Here is a 16,606-nt window from a genome sequence, read left to right on the forward strand (position 1 = left end):
TAGCGCCGTTACCGCAGCACACCCGATAACAACCAACAAGGAAGCCCACAAGGTGCCGTTCACGACCCGATGGCGCCAGTGCCTACTGAGCCTGCTCCTGCTCGGCCAACTGCCCGTCAGCCTGGCCGCCGTCAGCCTGCCGTTCAATCTGGTGCCGGCGTTTATCACCCTGCCGCCCATGACCCTGGCGCCCGCCGAACGGCAGTGGCTGGCACAGCATCGCACCTTGAAAGTGGGGATCTCTATCGATGATTACCAACCCATCGATATCACCCGTGATCACAATCGCTACCAGGGTATCAGCGCCGATTACTTGAGCCTGGTGGGCGCGCGGCTCGGCGTGCCGATGCAAGTGATGGGTTTTGCAGAGCGGGCCCAGGCGGTGGAGGCGTTGCGCAGCGGCGCTATTGATATCCTCACCAGTGCCAACGGCTACGAGCGGGATGTGCCCGGCCTGGCCTTTACCCCGGACTATATGCCGGATCGTTCAGTGGTCGTGGTGCGTACTGACGACGTTCTGCAAGACGATCTCAAGGATAAGAAGGTCGTGTTGCTTGATGGCTACGCCAACGTCAAGAACGTGCATGCGGCGTACCCGCAAAGCCACATCATGCTCGCGCCCAACCTCTACAGCGGCCTGGAAGCCTTGGCCCAGGGCGATGTGGATGCGTTTATCGGCAATGAAGTGATCGTGCGCGCCTACAAGTCCCTGCGCCCCTACCTGGGGATGCAGATCAAGGAGCAGAGCCGCCTGGCGCCGATTGGCTTTGCCTTCGCCACACGCCAGGCCGACCCCTTGTTGGGCCGGATGATGGACCGCGCGCTGCACAGCATCGATGACTCGGTACGCCGCGAAATTCTCGCTCGCTGGACCACCGGCCTGGGGGTGGACGTTGACGGTGAGCGTATCCCCCTGACCGCCGCCGAGCAGGCCTGGATGCTGCGCCATCCCCAGGTAGTGGTGGCGGCCCAGCAATACTCGCCATATGTATTCAAGGACAAGGATGGCCGCTGGGTAGGGATGAATATCGATCTGCTTAATCGCCTGTCACGCATGACCGGTGTGCAGTTTGTCCTCGAGGAAGTGTTTTCTACCGCGCAAACCCTGGAACTCCTGGAAACCCACGGTGCGGACATGAGTACCACCCTGGTGGAAAATACCGAGCGCCGGCGCTTTCTCGATTTCAGCCATGGTTTTGGCGGCGCCGGCTGGGTGTTTGTCGAACGGGTCGATGCGTCGCCGGTGATCAACCTGAGCCACCTCTCGGGCAAGGTCTTGGCGTTGCCCGCGCGGCATGTGCTGGAGGCCTATATCCGTCGCCAATACCCAGAGATCCGCCTGCGCCTGGTGCCCAACTACATCGAGGCCCGCGCCTTGGTGGCCCGGGGAGACGCCGACGCGACCATCCAGAGTGAAGTGGAGGTACAGAGTTACCCGACCGATGAGTTGCGGGTCGGTCGCAGCGTCGATGGCAAGTGGTCCAGTGACAGCCTGGCCGTACGCAAGGACCATCCCGAGTTGCTGAGTATTTTGAACAAGGCCCTGGAGGCCTTGCCGGTGGCTGAACTGAGCGCTTTGCGCTTGCGTTGGATGGGCGCGGTGGCAGTCCCGGTGCCCGCCTGGCAGCGGGTGCCGTCGTGGGCCTACTGGACGGTCGCCACGGCGCTGCTGTTGGTGCTGATGTCGCTGGTCTGGAACAGCCGGCTCAAGCGCCAGATCCGCCAGCGGGTCGAGGCCGAGCGGCGGCTCAATGACCAGTTGGCCTTCAAGCGGGCCTTGCTCGACGGTATCCCCAACCCCGTATTTGTGCGCGATCTTGCTGGCCGCCTGGTCACCTGCAACAAAAGCTATGAGCAACAGATGTCCACCCGGCTGGAGCTGATTCGCGGCCTGACCCTGCCACAGAGCGCAGTGCTGCCTGACACCACGGCCTGGCGCCTGCATATCGGGCATATGGAGCAACTGGCCACACAGCAGTCGTTGTTTGTCGACCGCCAGTTGGAGTTCAACGGCGGCATTGCCCACGTCTATCAATGGACCGTGCCGTTTTATGACGCCAAGGGTCAGTTGCAGGGCTTGCTTGGCGGTTGGGTGGATATCAACGAGCGCAAGGTCCTGGAAACCCAACTGATGGACGCACGGCGCGCCGCTGATGCCGCGAACTACGCCAAGAGCGCCTTTGTGTCGAACCTCAGCCATGAGATCCGTACACCGATGACGGCGATTATCGGCCTGCTCGAACTGGAGCAGGAACGCGCCCTGGCCTCGGGGGCGCCTGTCTCCGAGGCGCTGCAGGTGGCCCATCGTTCGGCACGGGAACTGATCGCCTTGATGGGCGATAGCCTGGACCTGGCGAAGATCGAAGCCGGCCACCTGCAACTGGCGCCACAGACCACCGACCTGAAAGGTTTCTTTGAAGGCATCCAGCGACTGTTTGAAGCCACCGCGCAGAAAAAGGGCCTGCACCTGACCCTGGCGTTTGATCCCCAGGCGCAAGGCTTCTATTGGTTCGACCCGCTACGCCTGCGCCAGGTCATGCATAACCTGCTGGGCAATGCGCTGAAATTCACGCAGCACGGAGAAGTGCGCCTGCGTGTGGCCTGCCAGGTGGATGGTGACGGTCATGAATACCTGCACCTGTGCGTCGAAGACACCGGGCCCGGTATCAGCGTTGAACAGCAGGCCCGGGTGTTCAAGCCGTTTATCCAGGGCAGCCCGCTGACAGCGGCCGAGCATGGCGGCACCGGGTTGGGCTTGAGCATCTGCCAGCAACTGGTGGACTTGATGGGTGGGGAGATCACCCTGCACAGTGCCTTGGGCGAAGGCACCACCGTGTGCATCGACCTGCGCCTGGACCGGGTCGGCAGTGACGACCTGCCCGCGCCAGCCGCCGCCGTGCCTGTGCAGGCACCGGGCCGGGCATTGTCGGTGCTGATTGTCGACGACCTGCCGGCCAACCGCCTGGTGCTGGCCCAGCAGTTGCAATTTCTCGGGCATCAGGTGGTGGCCCTCAATAGTGCCGAGGCGGCATTGCAACGTTGGCGCAGCGAGGCGTTCGACGTGCTGGTGACCGATTGTCATATGCCGGGTATGTCGGGTTATGCCCTGGCCGAGGCCATTCGCCAGATAGAAGCCCAGGAGCAGCGCCCGCGTTGCGCGTTGGTGGGTTGCACCGCCGATGCCCAGGAAGACGAAGGGCAACGCGGCCGGCAGGCGGGTATGGATGTGCTGCTGGTCAAGCCGGTGACCCTGGAGCAATGGACCCAGGTATTGGCCCGGGTCACGGCCGTACCTGCCTTCGACCTGCAGGCCCTGCGCAAGATGACCCAGGCCGACGGGCCGATCCTGCAAAGCATGTTGCAGGAGCTGGCGAACAACCTTGAGCACGAGCACCGCTTGTTGGGCAGCGCCATGGCCGAGCGCGACCTGGCGCAGTTGCGGGCCAGCCTGCATCGTCTCAAGGGCATTTGTTGCCTGGTGGATGCGCTGCCATTGGCCAAGGCCTGCATCGCCGTCGAAACCAGTGCCCGGGAGCACCGTGACGATGAACTGGCGCAGCACTGGCAAACCTTGTCCGCGACCATGGGGGTGTTGCAGCAAGAAATCCGGCCTTATCTACAGGCGCAAGAATAATAGGTGAAAGAATAGGACGCGTCCTATGGGGGCTTGCGCGGGTTTTGGCTAATGTAACGATCTTGCACGTAGCCCCAGAGTTTCCCATGCGCTCACTCAAAGTCCTGATTCTCGAAGACCATCCGTTCCAGCTCATGGCCCTGCACCAGATGCTCAATGCCAACGGCGTGTTCAACGTACTCACGGCCGACAGCGTTGAGGTCGCCCGCCAGTCGCTGGCGAGCAAGGGCCCGGTGGATATCGCCATCTGCGATTTGTATCTGGAGCATGGCGACTCACTGGGGCTGATCCGCGAAATGGCTGAACACGGCCAGGCCCAGGTGCTGGTCCTGTTGAGCGACGCCGATCCCGATGTACTGGATGGCGTGGCCAACATGGCGCGCCAGGCGGGGCTCAACGTGCTGGGGTGCATGCCCAAGCCGGCTTCCGCCACTGCCATCGGGCAAATGCTCGAGGCGTGCCGGCAGCGCTTGCGACCTAGCCCGCAGGCGTTGTCCTGGGATCGCGTACGCCAGATGCTGGGGGTGAGTGAGTTCGCAACCGAGCAACTGTGCGCCGAAGTCGGCGAGGCGGCCATCGAGCGCTACGCCAGTGTCTGCTACCAGCCCATCGTCAGCCAGGCCGGTGACCTGCAAGGCGTGGAGGCGTTGGCACGCTGGCAAGACCCGGAGCATGGCCAGTTGATGCCCAGTGAGTTTCTGCCGTTGCTGGAGTTGGCGGGGCTGGAGCAGGCGTTTACCTGGTACGTGCTGGAGCAGGTGTTGCAGCTTTGCGCCCAGGTGACCCGGGACACGGGTCGGGAGCTGCCGGTGTCGGTCAACATTCCCGGGCGGCTGCTGGAGCAGGAGCATTTCGCGCTGGCCCTGCAAGGGCTGCTGCAACGCTATGCGGTACCCGCGCGCAACCTCACCCTGGAACTGGTGGAAACCTCGCGCCTGAAGACCGACAGCGCCCATGTCACTGGGTTGCTGCGCCTGCGGATGATCGGCTGCAAGCTGTCCATTGGCGATTTCGGCATCGGCGGTACCAGCCTGCAGCGTTTGCTGGAGTTGCCCTTCACCGAGTTGAAGATTCCCCCGGCGTTTGCCAGCGGGATGGCGGGCGACGAGCGCAAATGCGCGGTGGTTGCCGGCGCCATGAGCATGGCCGGGCACCTGGGGGTCGGCGTGGTGGTGACCGGGATTGAAACCCCCGCCGACCGCGACGCGGTGCGCGCGCTGGGGTCGGCATGGCTACAGGGTTGCCTGATTGCCCATCCGATGAGCGCCCAGGTGCTGCAACACTGGCTGGCGCAATCTACCGCGATTGCCCTGTAGGCGCCGGCTTGCCGGCGATAGCGGTCGAAAATCCTGCGCAGGACTTCAGGTGGCAAACCTATGCCAACCCGTGTTCCTGCACGTAGATGAACAACGCGGCATCACTGATCAGCCCCAGCTTGCGCATGGCACTGACTTTCTGTGCGCTGACGGTCTGCTTGCTGCGATTGAGGTGCGCGGCAATCTCGCCCACGGTCTTGCCGCCTGCCAGCAAGCGGATCACTTCCAGTTCCCTGGGTGACAGCTGATGCTGCGAGTGCAGGCGATCAGCCCCCACTGCGCCTGCCAGGGCCAAGGCCTGTTGGATAGTGCGAGCCACATAGGGCCGCCGCTGGCGCACCTGGGCGATGGCCTCGGGGAGTTCGTCGGCCAGGCTGGCCTTGCTCAACAGGCCCATGACCCCAAGCTCCAGGATCGAGTTGAACAGGCCGGCATTGTTGAGCATGGTCACCACCACCAGGGGCAGGTCGGGGTAATGCCGGCGCAGGTGCTCGATCAGGCGCAGGCCGTCGGCCTGGGGTTCGGCGGGCATCATGAAATCGGTGACCAGTACATCGCAGGGGCAGCGTTGCAGCAGGGCCGCGAGGGCCTGGGGCGAGTTGGCCTCACCGACGATGCGCACCTGCTCATCACGCTCCAGCACTGCCCGCAAACCGATCAGGAAAATCGGATGATCGTCGGCGATGACAATACGCAAGGGCTGTTCAGACGCGTCTCTCACGGTGGACTCCGGCAATAATCAGGAGATTCTAGCCTGTCAGCGGCTGTTTTCTCTCTGTCATATTTGCCATGCATGCTCGATTGACTCAGCCCAAAGGCGAACTTTGTGCTTTGGACGACGGTCATTTACCTGTAGGAGCGAGCTTGTTTCCGAGCGGCGTTCCTACAGTGGTTATTTCTTTTTCTCATGATTGAGTGGTGATCGAGATGGAAAGTATCAGCCTATTGCTCGGTGAAGCGCTGAGCCCTTATCAGGTCACGCTGACCACCTCGGGTGTACACGGCGAGTGCCTGGTGACGGTGAAGAGCCCGACGGGCGCTATCGTGGTTGAACGCGAGGTGGATCGCGGGCAATTGACCGACAAGCGCGCCCTGGTGGACGTGGTGGATTGCCTGCACCGCGACCTGAAAATCGCCGAAGGGCGCCTGGAACCCTCGGTGATCGCAGCCTTGCGCAACGCCGCCCAGACACGCATCACCGTCCAGGCATGAACAAAGTTTTATCTTTGGAAACTTCCTACAGGAAGGCGAGTCAGACGTTGTAACAGCAGGATCAAGCATTGTGCTCCGGTGCTTGTAGCTTGTTGTACTGGTCTTTGTAGGCCACGTTTAACCCCGAGTTGTCTCCCCACTGCTCGGGGTTTCTTTTTGCCAAAAATTTATCAAGGCGGCGGTGTTTCGCTGAAAAACCGCGGGTTGTCCCTGAGGTATTGCTCGCGCATCAGCGGGTCCAGCCTGTTGGCGTAGGACTCAAGCAGCGCTGCCTGGGGAATATTCTGCAACTCGCGGTTGATATGGCTGATGGCCTGGCGTCCCAGCGGGGTGTTCGAGCAACCGATATGGATCCGCTGATAGCGCGGCATGCCCTTGATCGGATAGAACACCAGGTCCTGGGAATCCATGCCTTGTTGCGTGGCCTGGTAGCGGATTTCCGTCCAGTAGCCCAACACCGCTTCCAGCCGCCCCAGGCGCTGCATCTGCAGCAAACTGCCCAGTGCATCGTTGCCGTAGTGGGGGGTCAGCTCCAGTGGATCAGCGTGGATCAACTGTTCGTCAATCCCGGGTCCATAGCTACGCTCGGCGACAATCCCAAGACGTGTCTGCTGCGCACCAAGAAACCGCGCCAGATCGAATTTGCCGTCAACCACATAGCTTGCCAGGGCGTCCTGTCGGTTACGGCGAATCGCGATGCCATTGCTCAACACGGCAAATGCCGGTGTGGAAAAGACAATGTTCTTGGCCCGCGCGGGTGTCCATACCAGCGAGGGATCGCAGGTGAAGGAGGGCGCATTGAGCATTTGGATGCCACGGGCGCGATTGACGTGCAGGATCTGGTGGCGATATTGCGGCAGGCGCTCGATCAATAACGGCAGCATTTTATCAATGCTGCCCTGATCCTTTTGCGGGCCGTCGAAGATAGTCATCGGCGGCAGGTCGCGCACCAGCCAGGTCAACGTTTCCTGTGCCTGGCTCGATAGCGGCAGCGCCACGAGCAGCGGGGCGGTGAGCCATAGGCGCCGCAGCGCCCTGATGAAACGGGCGGCCATTATCTTGAACGTGCTCCGAGCTGCATCAGATCGCGCCCTCCTTGCGCAAATGGGCCACGGCGTTGCTGTCGTAACCCAGGGCTTGCAGAATCACGGCATTGTGCTCACCCAGCTGTGGCCCGACCCACTCACAACTGCCAGGGGTGTCCGACAGCTTGGGCACGATGCCGGGCATCTTGAAATCCTTGCCGTCGGGCAGTTGGGCCTTGAGGAACATTTCCCGGGCCAGGTATTGCGGGTCGCCCAGCATATCTTCGGCGCTGTAGATCCGGCTGGCCGGTACTTCGGCCAGGTTCAACTGCTCCACCACCTGCTCAAGTGACAAGCTGTTGACCCAGCGGTCGATCACGCCGTACAGCTCGTCGCGCCGGCTATCGCGGCCATCGTTGCTGGCCAGTTGTGGGTCATTGGCCAGGTCCTCACGACCGACCGCCAGCATGAAGCGCTTGAAGATCGCATCGCCATTGGCGCCAATTTGCACGTGCTTGCCATCGGCGGTGGTATGGATCGATGACGGGGTAATGCCCGGCATGATGTTGCCGGTGCGCTCGCGGATAAACCCGAACACATCGAACTCCGGGATCATGCTTTCCATCATCGCGAAGATGGCTTCATACAACGCCACATCCACCACTTGGCCCAGGCCGCCGTTGATCTCGCGATGCCGCAAGGCCATCAGTGCGCCAATCACCGCCCACAGCGCGGCGATGGAGTCGCCAATGGAAATCCCGGTGCGCACCGGCGGGCGGTCCTCGAAACCGGTGATGTAGCGCAGGCCACCCATGGACTCACCGACCGCGCCGAAGCCCGGTTGATCCTTCATCGGCCCGGTCTGGCCAAAACCCGAGAGCCGGACCATCACCAGCTTGGGGTTCAGGGCATGCAGGGTGTCCCAATCCAGGCCGAGTTTTTCGAGGACGCCGGGGCGGAAGTTCTCGATCAGGATGTCGGCGTCTGCCAGCAGTTGCTTGAGGATCGCCAGGCCGTCCGGATGCTTGAGGTTCAGGGTCAGGGACTTTTTATTGCGTGCCTGCACGAACCACCACAGCGAGGTGCCTTCATACAGCTTGCGCCATTTGCGCAGCGGGTCGCCGCCGTCAGGGGATTCGACCTTGATCACGTCGGCCCCGAACTCGGCGCAGATGCGCGAGGCGAACGGGCCGGCGATCAGTGTGCCCAGTTCGATGACTTTCAGGCCGGCAAGCGGTTTGGCGGTAAACGACATGAGGTTCCTTACAAGCGCAGGCAGGTGTGTATTGCCTTTTAACATAGGCGAGCGCCCCAGGGATAAGGATGATGCAGCGCAGGATTCGTTGAATGACCCCGCCATCGGTTAGACTGGCCGCCTTTTCCTGTCTCTAGAAGTCCGTTCATGGCCCAGCCGTCCACGACCTACAAGTTTGAACTCAACCTGACCGACCTCGATCGTTCGGTGTACGAGAGCGTCAAGCAAACCATCGCCCGTCACCCGTCGGAAACCGAAGAGCGCATGACCGTGCGTCTGCTGGCCTACGCCCTTTGGTACAACGAGCAGTTGTCGTTTGGTCGTGGACTGTCAGATGTAGACGAACCAGCGCTGTGGGAAAAAAGCCTGGATGATCGGGTCCTGCACTGGATCGAAGTCGGCCAGCCCGATGCCGACCGCCTGACCTGGTGTTCGCGTCGCACCGAACGTACCAGCCTGCTGGCCTACGGCAGCCTGCGGGTGTGGGAAGGCAAGGTGGTGCCGGTGGCCAACAACCTGAAAAACGTACATATCGCCGCCGTGCCCCAGGAAATCCTGGAAATCCTGGCCAAGGACATGCCACGGGTGATCAAGTGGGATGTGATGATCAGCGAAGGCACGATCTTCGTCACCGATGACCGCGGCCAGCACGAAGTGCAACTGCAGTGGCTGGTCGGCGAACGCGGCTGATGATGTAGAGCCGGGCTCGTGTGGGAGCGGGCTTGCCCGCGATAGCGGTGGATCAGTTAAAGATAAGCCGACTGACATATCGCAATCGCGGGCAAGCCCGCTCCCGCATTTGATGTTCGTCGTTCCTGGTAGTTTTTTTTAACCGTTGTATTGCACAGAAGCCCCCATCACCCCATGCGTATCGATCCCCGCCCATTGCCCGCTGTCCTGCCGTTCCTCGGTGAATTGCCACCGTTGCTGACCCGTCTCTACGCCGCCCGTGGCGTGACCTCGCAGGATGAGCTGGATAAGAGCCTGGCGCGGTTGATTCCGTATCAGCAGCTCAAAGGGATCGATGCCGCCGTGGACTTGCTGGTGACGGCCCTGGAACAACGCCAGCGGATCCTGATCGTCGGCGACTTCGATGCCGATGGCGCTACAGCCAGTACCGTGGGCACCCTCGGCCTGCGCTTGCTCGGGGCCGCCCATGTCGATTACCTGGTGCCCAACCGCTTCGAATATGGCTATGGCCTGACCCCGGAAATCGTCGCCGTGGCCTTGCAGCGCGAGCCGCAGTTGCTGATCACCGTGGACAACGGCATCTCCAGTGTCGAAGGCGTGGCGGCGGCGAAGGCGGCGGGGCTCAAGGTGCTGGTCACCGACCACCACTTGCCCGGCGATGAACTGCCGGCGGCCGATGCCATCGTCAACCCGAACCAACCCGGCTGCACATTCCCCAGCAAGGCCCTGGCCGGCGTGGGGGTGATTTTCTACGTGTTGATGGCCTTGCGCGCGCGTTTGCGCAGCTTGGGTTGGTACGACAAACAGCCGCAGCCCAATATCGGCGAGTTGCTCGACCTGGTGGCCCTGGGCAGTGTGGCCGACGTGGTACCGCTGGATGCCAACAACCGCATCCTGGTCTACCAGGGCCTGGAACGGATCCGCGCCGGGCGTGCGCGGCCGGGCATCAAGGCGATCCTCGAAGTGGCCAAGCGCGACGCTGCGCGTATCACCTCCACCGACCTGGGCTTTATTCTCGGCCCGCGGCTCAACGCGGCCGGGCGCCTGGATGACATGAGCCTGGGCATCGAATGCCTGCTCACCAGCGACTTCGCCCAGGCCCGGGAAATGGCCGCGCAACTGGATGGCATGAACCAGGACCGCAAGGCCATCGAGCAGGGCATGCAGCGCGAAGCCCTGGCCCAGCTCAAGGACTTGCCGGTGGAGTCGATGCCATTCGGCCTGTGCCTGTTCGACCCGGAGTGGCACCAGGGGGTCATCGGGATCCTCGCCTCGCGTATGAAAGAACGCTATTTCCGCCCGACCATTGCCTTTGCCGATGCCGGTGATGGCCTGCTCAAGGGCTCTGGGCGTTCGGTGCCGGGGTTCCACATCCGCGACGCGCTGGCGGTGGTGGCCAGCCAGCATCCGAACCTGATCGCCAAATACGGCGGCCACGCCATGGCGGCGGGCCTGACCTTGCCTGAAGCGAACTTCCCGCTGTTCGCCGAAGCCTTCGACGCCGAAGTGCGCCGGCAACTGCGTGAAGAAGACCTCACCGGGCGCCTGTTGTCCGATGGCACCCTGGCCGTGGAGGAATTCCACCTGGAACTGGCCCGCGCCCTGCGCAATGCCGGGCCCTGGGGCCAGCATTTTCCCGAGCCGTTGTTTCACGGGGTATTTCAACTGGTGGAGCAACGGGTGGTGGGCGAGCGTCACCTCAAGGTGGTGCTCAAGAGTGAGTGTGGCGCGGTGAAACTCGATGGCATTGCCTTTGGCATCGACCGCGAAGTGTGGCCCAACCCGACCATTCGCTGGGTGGAGCTGGCCTACAAGCTGGACGTCAACGAATTCCGCGGCCAGGAAACCGTGCAATTGATGATTGCCCACATCGAACCGCGCTGAACCCTGTGCAATCCCCGGTTGTCGACTAGTCTCTAAGCACTGTGTGATTGGTCTTGTGACCTTGTCTGTTTTTTAGCCCGAAGGGGACGGGCCTTTCATCTTTTCGTCACGCGCACCGGTCAGACAGAACCCTGGAGCCAATGCCCACCGGATACGAGAAGAGGTGCCCCATGAGTCTGTTGCTTGAACCCTATACCCTGCGCCAATTGACCCTGCTCAACCGCATTGCCGTCTCGCCGATGTGCCAGTACTCCGCCGTCGATGGCCTGGCCAATGACTGGCACCTGGTGCACTTGGGCAGCCGTGCCGTCGGCGGCGCTGGCCTGATTTTCAGCGAAGCCACCGCCGTGACCGCTGATGGCCGCATCACCGCCCAGGACCTGGGCCTGTGGAATGATGCCCAGATTGAACCGTTGCAGCGCATCACCCGCTTTATCAGCGCCCAAGGCGCGGTGGCAGGCATTCAACTGGCCCACGCCGGGCGCAAGGCCAGCACCCACCGGCCGTGGATCGGCAAGCATGGCAGCGTCAAGCCCGAAGATGGCGGCTGGGTGCCGGTAGGCCCGTCGCCCATCGCCTTCGACCCACAGCACACCGCGCCACGGCAATTGGATGAAGGGCAAATCCGGCAGGTGATTGGCGATTTTGTGGCCGCCGCCAAGCGCGCCCTGACCGCCGGTTTCAAAGTGGTGGAAATCCACGCCGCCCATGGATATCTGCTGCATCAGTTTCTGTCGCCCCTGAGCAATCAGCGCCAGGATCAATATGGCGGCTCCTTTGAAAACCGTATTCGCCTGGTGTTGCAAGTCACCGAAGCGGTGCGTGAGGTGTGGCCACAAGAGCTGCCGTTGTTTGTGCGCGTATCAGCCACCGACTGGGTGGAAGACGGCTGGAACCCGGATGAAACCGTGGAACTGGCCCGTCGCCTGAAAGACCTGGGCGTGGACCTGATCGACGTATCCTCCGGTGGCACTGCGGCCAACGCAGAAATCCCTACGGGGCCCGGTTATCAAACGCGCTTTGCCGAGCGTGTGCGCAAGGAGTCCGGCATGGCCACGGGCACGGTGGGCATGATTACCGAGCCGGCCCAGGCCGAACATATTCTGCGCACCTGCCAGGCCGATATCATCTTCCTTGCCCGTGAACTGCTGCGTGATCCGTATTGGCCGCTGCACGCCGATGACGACCTGGGCGGGCGCAAGGCGATCTGGCCGGCGCAATACCAGCGGGCGACCCACCGCGACCAGCCGATTCATGAGTCTGACTTGCGCGACTGATTGTTTACATTTGGCACCCAGACCCACCGCTGATCACGGTGGGTTTGTGCCTGTCGCCGGGGAGTGACGATCCTGGTGTTTATTGGCTGCGCCGCCAGTTCGGCCAGGCCAGTAGCGTCGCGGCGCGCAACAACCACTCGAACGGCCCATAGGGATGGCGGCGTAGCCAGTGCGCGCTCAGCCACATTTGCAGGATAAAAATCGCCGCCGCCATGGGTAACAGCAGCCAGGGTTCGACCTGGTTGATCCAGCCAGCGCCGTAGCCGGTGAACAACAGCCCGAGCAGCATCGATTGCATGAGGTAATTGCTCAAGGCCATCTTGCCCAGCGGCGCCAGGCGCGCGCACAGCCTGGCGCCGGCGGTGGTGTTGAACAGCGCCAGCATCAATAGGCAATAGGCAGCTGTCAGCAGTGGTGCCGTCAGTTGGCCGAGGCCGAAGGCAAAGGTTTCCAGGCCGCCGCCTGGTTTGTAAGCGGCGGTCAGGGCGTAGACCAGCGCTCCAAGCAGGCCCAGTGGGGCAGTGATTAGCAGCAGGCGCCGGGCACGGGGATCCCAGGCCTGTGGCGACGCCAGCCACTGCTGTCGCCCGGCGGCGTAGCCGAACAGGAACATCGCCAGCGCGCTGGGGCCCTGCAATAGCCATAACGCAGGCACCGTGGCCCACACCTCCCGGCTATGAAATTGCAAGGTCTGCAGGGCACCGGCGGAAAACGCGGCGAGTTTTGCCTGGCCTTCGCCATGAGCCGTGCCGACCCATTCACCTCCCAGCCCCTGCAACAGACCCAGCACCATCCACAGTGCACAGGCGACCACCACCAGGCCGATTGCCCACCGCCGGGCGCGGGCCGCTGACAGGTTGCGGGCGGCCAGCAGCACCAGGCCCAGCAGGGCATAAGTCGAGAGAATCTCCCCGTAGTACAACAGGGCTCCATGGACCAGGCCCAATGCCAGCAGTGCCAGTTGCCGGCGCAGCATGCGCGGGACGAAGGCGGCCTCGGCGCGCTCGGCGGCAGCCATTTGCAGGGTGAAGCTGTAGCCGAACAGGAAGGAAAACAGCAGGTAGAACTTGGTCTCGAACAACAATGCCACCAGCAACCGCACCCCGTGATCGAGCACGCTGGCGTAGGCCGGGTTGCTGGCCGTCGAGGCGTAGAAGGGATCGGCAAAGGCCCAGATATTGACGCTGAGAATGCCGAACAAGGCAAACCCACGCAGCGCATCGACCTGGACCAGGCGCGCATTGGCCGCTGCTGACATGTTCAACGCCCCTGCAGCAGGTGAACCACCAGGCCCTGCAGGACCGTGGTCTGCTGCTCGGGGTGGAAGTCCGGGTCGGCGGCCACGCGGGCGAACATGCCATCGATCAAGGCGGCCAGCCAGTTGGCCGCGTCGGGCACGCTCAATGCGGTGTGCAATTGCCCGGCCTGGTCGGCGGCCCTTACCAGTGCTTCCAGGCCGTCACGCAAGGAACGGTCATTGGCCTTTACCAACCGCGCCACGGCTTCGTCGCGATGACCCAGGGCCGAGATCTCCAGCGCCAGGCCAGCATAGTGGCGGTCGCAGGCCAATTGGCAGACCTGATCAAGGAAAGCCAGCAACTGCGCCATTGGATCAGCCGCCTTGGCCAGCGGCGCCATGGCCTGTTGGATCTCGGCACCTTCGCGGGCCACCAGCGCCAGCAACACCTCGTGCTTGCTGGCGAAATAGTGGAACAGATTGCCCGCGCTCATACCGGCCCGGGCGCAGATATCAGCGGTGCGCGTGGCGACAAAACCGGCCTCGGCAAAACACTGGGACGCGGCGTCCAACAGGGCCATGCGTTTGCTTTCGCGTTGTTGGGGATCACTGGTGCGCATGCCGGCCTCATTGATTAATTGAGTAGTCAGTCAATTTATGAGGCGTAAGAATTTTCCGCAAGCTTTTTGCTTCAATCGAATTATTTAAGTGAATACTCTAAAAAAATCTCACAGGCGCCAGGATAGTTTCTACGCTTGAAGTAAGGCGGCTTCTGGCCCAGGAAGTCAGTCTGTTTGCTCGCTGAGGCATTGCACTTCGCGGACAGGGTTATGGGCATTAGGAGTTGTTGTTTATTACACGGAGAAACATTCCATGGCCAAGTCCATTGGTGTAACAGGGGTTCTGGTGCTTTTTTTCAGCCGCAGGCTGTCGTTGCATGGCCGTCGGTTGAGTTCGGATGAGGCACAACTGCTGGAGCAATACCGCGCCTTGACCGAAAACGATCAAGTTGCAATGCGCTACTTGATTGGTGCGATGAAAAGCATTTCACGCTTTTGACCCGGCCACGGCGTTCCCACGCACTCAGTGCGTGGGAACGTTTGGCATCAGCTGTACTTGCGTTTGTCCGGTGCAGGTGGGAAGTACTGGTACAACCAGGTTTCACTCAAGGTCCGGTCATTGGTGCGAATGAACAGGCGCATTTCCACCGGCTCCACGCTGTCGCTGGTCGGGTACCAGTCGAAGAGGATGCGGTAGCCCTTGATGTCATCGAGCACCAGCACACTGAAATCTTTCACTTCGCCATGGGAGCAGGTCACCACAGGCTCGATGCCGGTGCCTGCGGGCAGACGGTCGAGGCCACCACCCTTGAAATCCACGGCAAAACGGCGGGCCCAGACCGGCGGGTAGTGCTCGCCCGGTGCCCAGCCTTCGGTGAAACCGCCCATGCCGGAACGGGTGGCATTGACCTGGGCCAGCGGCGTGCTGACCGGGGGCAGGGCGCTCCAGTAGAGCTTGTAGCCAAAGTTCAGGGAGTCGCCGGCGGCCACCGGTTTCTTTGGGGTCCAGAAGGCGACGATGTTGTCCATGGTCTCGCCGGTGGTAGGGATTTCCAGCAGGTCGACAGAGCCTTCGCCCCACGCAGTGGTCGGTTCTACCCACAGGCTCGGGCGCTTGCTGTACCAGTCGACAGTGTCCTGGTAGCTGGCGAATTCATGGTCGGTCTGCACCAGGCCAAAACCTTTCGGGTCTTTATCGGCGAAGGCATTGAATTGCAGCTTGGCCGGGTTGTTCAGCGGGCGGCAGATCCACTCGCCGTTGCCGCGCCACATCGCCAGGCGGTCGGAATCGTGGATCTGCGGGTGAATGGTGTCGCACATGCGTCGCTCATGGGTGCCGCAGCTGAACATGCTGGTCATGGGCGCGATGCCCATCTGCTGGATCGCGGTCCGCGCGTTGATATGGGCGTCGATGGCCATCACCACCTGGGTGGCCTGGCAATCGATGTCGAAGCGGTAGGCGCCAGTGGCGCTCGGTGAGTCGAGCAGGGCGTAGACCACGAAACGGGTGCTGTCCTTGTCCGGCGTCTCGAACCAGAACTGGGTGAAATCGGGGAACTCTTCGCGTTTGCTGGCGTAGGTATCGATGGCCAGGCCGCGTGCCGAAAGACCGTACTGGCCGGTGTTATCCACCGCACGGAAATAGCTGGCGCCGAGGAAAGACACCACATCGTGGCGGTCCAGTTCCGGAGCCTTGAACAGCTTGAACCCGGAAAAGCCCAGGTCGCCCTTGAGCTGCTGGGTATCGACCGTGGTTTTTTCATAGTTGAACAGCGATGGACGGAAATGCACCTCCCGCGCCTGACGGGTCTTGGGGTCGACACTGTGCATGCGCACCGGGGTCTTGAAGCCCATGCCGACGTGGAAAAACTGCACGTCCAGTTGGCCTTTGAGGTCTTTCCACAACGAATGATTGGCGTCGTAGCCAATGGCATTGAAATTCTGCGGGGTCATGGTCGCCAGGGTCGGCGGCAGCACCTGGCGCGTGTCCTGATACTGTTTGCCAGCCAGTTGCTTGGCTTGCAGCTTGAGCCAATCGAAGTCGAACGCCTTGGCGTCGCCATCGGCGGCACGATTCCCGGCCCAGGCCTGAGCGGCGAGCAGGCCACTGGCCGACAGTCCGGTGTAGGCCGCGATGGCCATGGACGCTTTGAGCAAATTCCTGCGGTGCATAAATACAACCTGTGGTGAGCAATCCCGTGCCGTTCCTGGCGCGTGCTGGATCAGAAATAACGGTTCGGACATGCCTTCGGCCAAACGCAACGGACAGTAAACAGATGCCAGATAGCTTAAGGGGTTCGGTAGGCGAGGAAAATTGATTGATAGCGGGATGATGGCGTTGTATGTGAAACAAGACGTGTCAGCAGGGGGGGCTGTAGAGGAGTACATATTCGTTTGCTGCGGTTACGGCCACTTAGGGTTCCGCCCTTACGGCGGGTCACTTTGGAAAAGAGCCCCAAAGTAACCAAAGGGCTCTTGCCCCACCACTCGGTGCCTCGCCTAGGCTCGGCATGCCC

The 16,606-nt window shown here is 61.9% G+C and carries 13 protein-coding genes; 7 read left to right on the forward strand and 6 right to left on the reverse strand.

Going from position 1 to position 16,606, the window contains the following annotated elements:
- Positions 1-52 precede the first annotated feature (52 nt).
- On the forward strand, positions 53-3,634 hold the full coding sequence (locus BHC62_RS08760) for an ATP-binding protein (protein WP_070994761.1): 3,582 nt from the start codon (positions 53-55) through the stop codon (positions 3,632-3,634).
- Between the two features lie 86 nt (positions 3,635-3,720).
- Complete coding sequence (locus BHC62_RS08765; protein ID WP_029296287.1) at positions 3,721-4,950, forward strand: EAL domain-containing protein; 1,230 nt, start codon at positions 3,721-3,723, stop codon at positions 4,948-4,950.
- Positions 4,951-5,008: 58 nt separating this feature from the next.
- Here BHC62_RS08765 and BHC62_RS08770 read toward each other — a convergent pair whose 3' ends face one another.
- Entirely contained in the window at positions 5,009-5,671 is a 663-nt protein-coding gene (locus BHC62_RS08770; RefSeq protein WP_029296289.1) for a response regulator transcription factor, read from the reverse strand.
- 206 nt (positions 5,672-5,877) lie between these two features.
- Between BHC62_RS08770 and BHC62_RS08775 the strand changes: the two genes are divergently transcribed.
- Complete coding sequence (locus BHC62_RS08775) at positions 5,878-6,162, forward strand: DUF3509 domain-containing protein (protein ID WP_070994768.1); 285 nt, start codon at positions 5,878-5,880, stop codon at positions 6,160-6,162.
- 170 nt (positions 6,163-6,332) lie between these two features.
- Here BHC62_RS08775 and BHC62_RS08780 read toward each other — a convergent pair whose 3' ends face one another.
- Together BHC62_RS08780 and BHC62_RS08785 are read right to left on the reverse strand one after the other, a co-directional pair.
- Entirely contained in the window at positions 6,333-7,217 is an 885-nt protein-coding gene (locus BHC62_RS08780) for a TIGR02285 family protein (RefSeq protein ID WP_070994762.1), read from the reverse strand.
- A 25-nt stretch (positions 7,218-7,242) separates the two neighbouring features.
- A complete protein-coding gene (locus tag BHC62_RS08785; RefSeq protein WP_070994763.1) occupies positions 7,243-8,442 on the reverse strand; it encodes a CaiB/BaiF CoA-transferase family protein in 1,200 nt (399 codons plus the stop codon).
- A 147-nt stretch (positions 8,443-8,589) separates the two neighbouring features.
- Between BHC62_RS08785 and BHC62_RS08790 the strand changes: the two genes are divergently transcribed.
- The 3 genes from BHC62_RS08790 (at position 8,590) to BHC62_RS08800 (ending at position 12,293) form a co-directional block, all read left to right on the forward strand.
- Complete coding sequence (locus BHC62_RS08790) at positions 8,590-9,132, forward strand: YaeQ family protein (protein WP_029296298.1); 543 nt, start codon at positions 8,590-8,592, stop codon at positions 9,130-9,132.
- A gap of 174 nt (positions 9,133-9,306) precedes the next feature.
- A complete protein-coding gene (gene recJ / locus BHC62_RS08795) occupies positions 9,307-11,016 on the forward strand; it encodes a single-stranded-DNA-specific exonuclease RecJ (RefSeq protein ID WP_029296300.1) in 1,710 nt (569 codons plus the stop codon).
- A 170-nt stretch (positions 11,017-11,186) separates the two neighbouring features.
- On the forward strand, positions 11,187-12,293 hold the full coding sequence (locus tag BHC62_RS08800; RefSeq protein WP_029296302.1) for an NADH:flavin oxidoreductase/NADH oxidase: 1,107 nt from the start codon (positions 11,187-11,189) through the stop codon (positions 12,291-12,293).
- A gap of 79 nt (positions 12,294-12,372) precedes the next feature.
- Here BHC62_RS08800 and BHC62_RS08805 read toward each other — a convergent pair whose 3' ends face one another.
- Both BHC62_RS08805 and BHC62_RS08810 read right to left on the reverse strand, forming a co-directional pair.
- On the reverse strand, positions 12,373-13,551 hold the full coding sequence (locus BHC62_RS08805; RefSeq protein ID WP_070994764.1) for a DUF418 domain-containing protein: 1,179 nt from the start codon (positions 13,549-13,551) through the stop codon (positions 12,373-12,375).
- A gap of 2 nt (positions 13,552-13,553) precedes the next feature.
- Complete coding sequence (locus BHC62_RS08810; RefSeq protein ID WP_070994765.1) at positions 13,554-14,150, reverse strand: TetR/AcrR family transcriptional regulator; 597 nt, start codon at positions 14,148-14,150, stop codon at positions 13,554-13,556.
- 253 nt (positions 14,151-14,403) lie between these two features.
- Here BHC62_RS08810 and BHC62_RS08815 point away from each other — a divergent pair, with 253 nt between their 5' ends.
- Positions 14,404-14,589, forward strand: a complete 186-nt coding sequence (locus BHC62_RS08815) for a hypothetical protein (protein WP_029296308.1) — start codon at positions 14,404-14,406, stop codon at positions 14,587-14,589.
- Positions 14,590-14,636: 47 nt separating this feature from the next.
- On the opposite strand, the gene BHC62_RS08820 is transcribed toward BHC62_RS08815, so the two are convergent.
- Positions 14,637-16,262: a glucan biosynthesis protein D gene (locus BHC62_RS08820; RefSeq protein ID WP_070994766.1), complete on the reverse strand. Its 1,626-nt coding sequence runs from the start codon at positions 16,260-16,262 to the stop codon at positions 14,637-14,639.
- Positions 16,263-16,606: the final 344 nt, after the last annotated feature.

This window comes from Pseudomonas sp. 06C 126 (genome assembly GCF_001855215.1).
GTDB lineage: Bacteria > Pseudomonadota > Gammaproteobacteria > Pseudomonadales > Pseudomonadaceae > Aquipseudomonas > Aquipseudomonas proteolytica.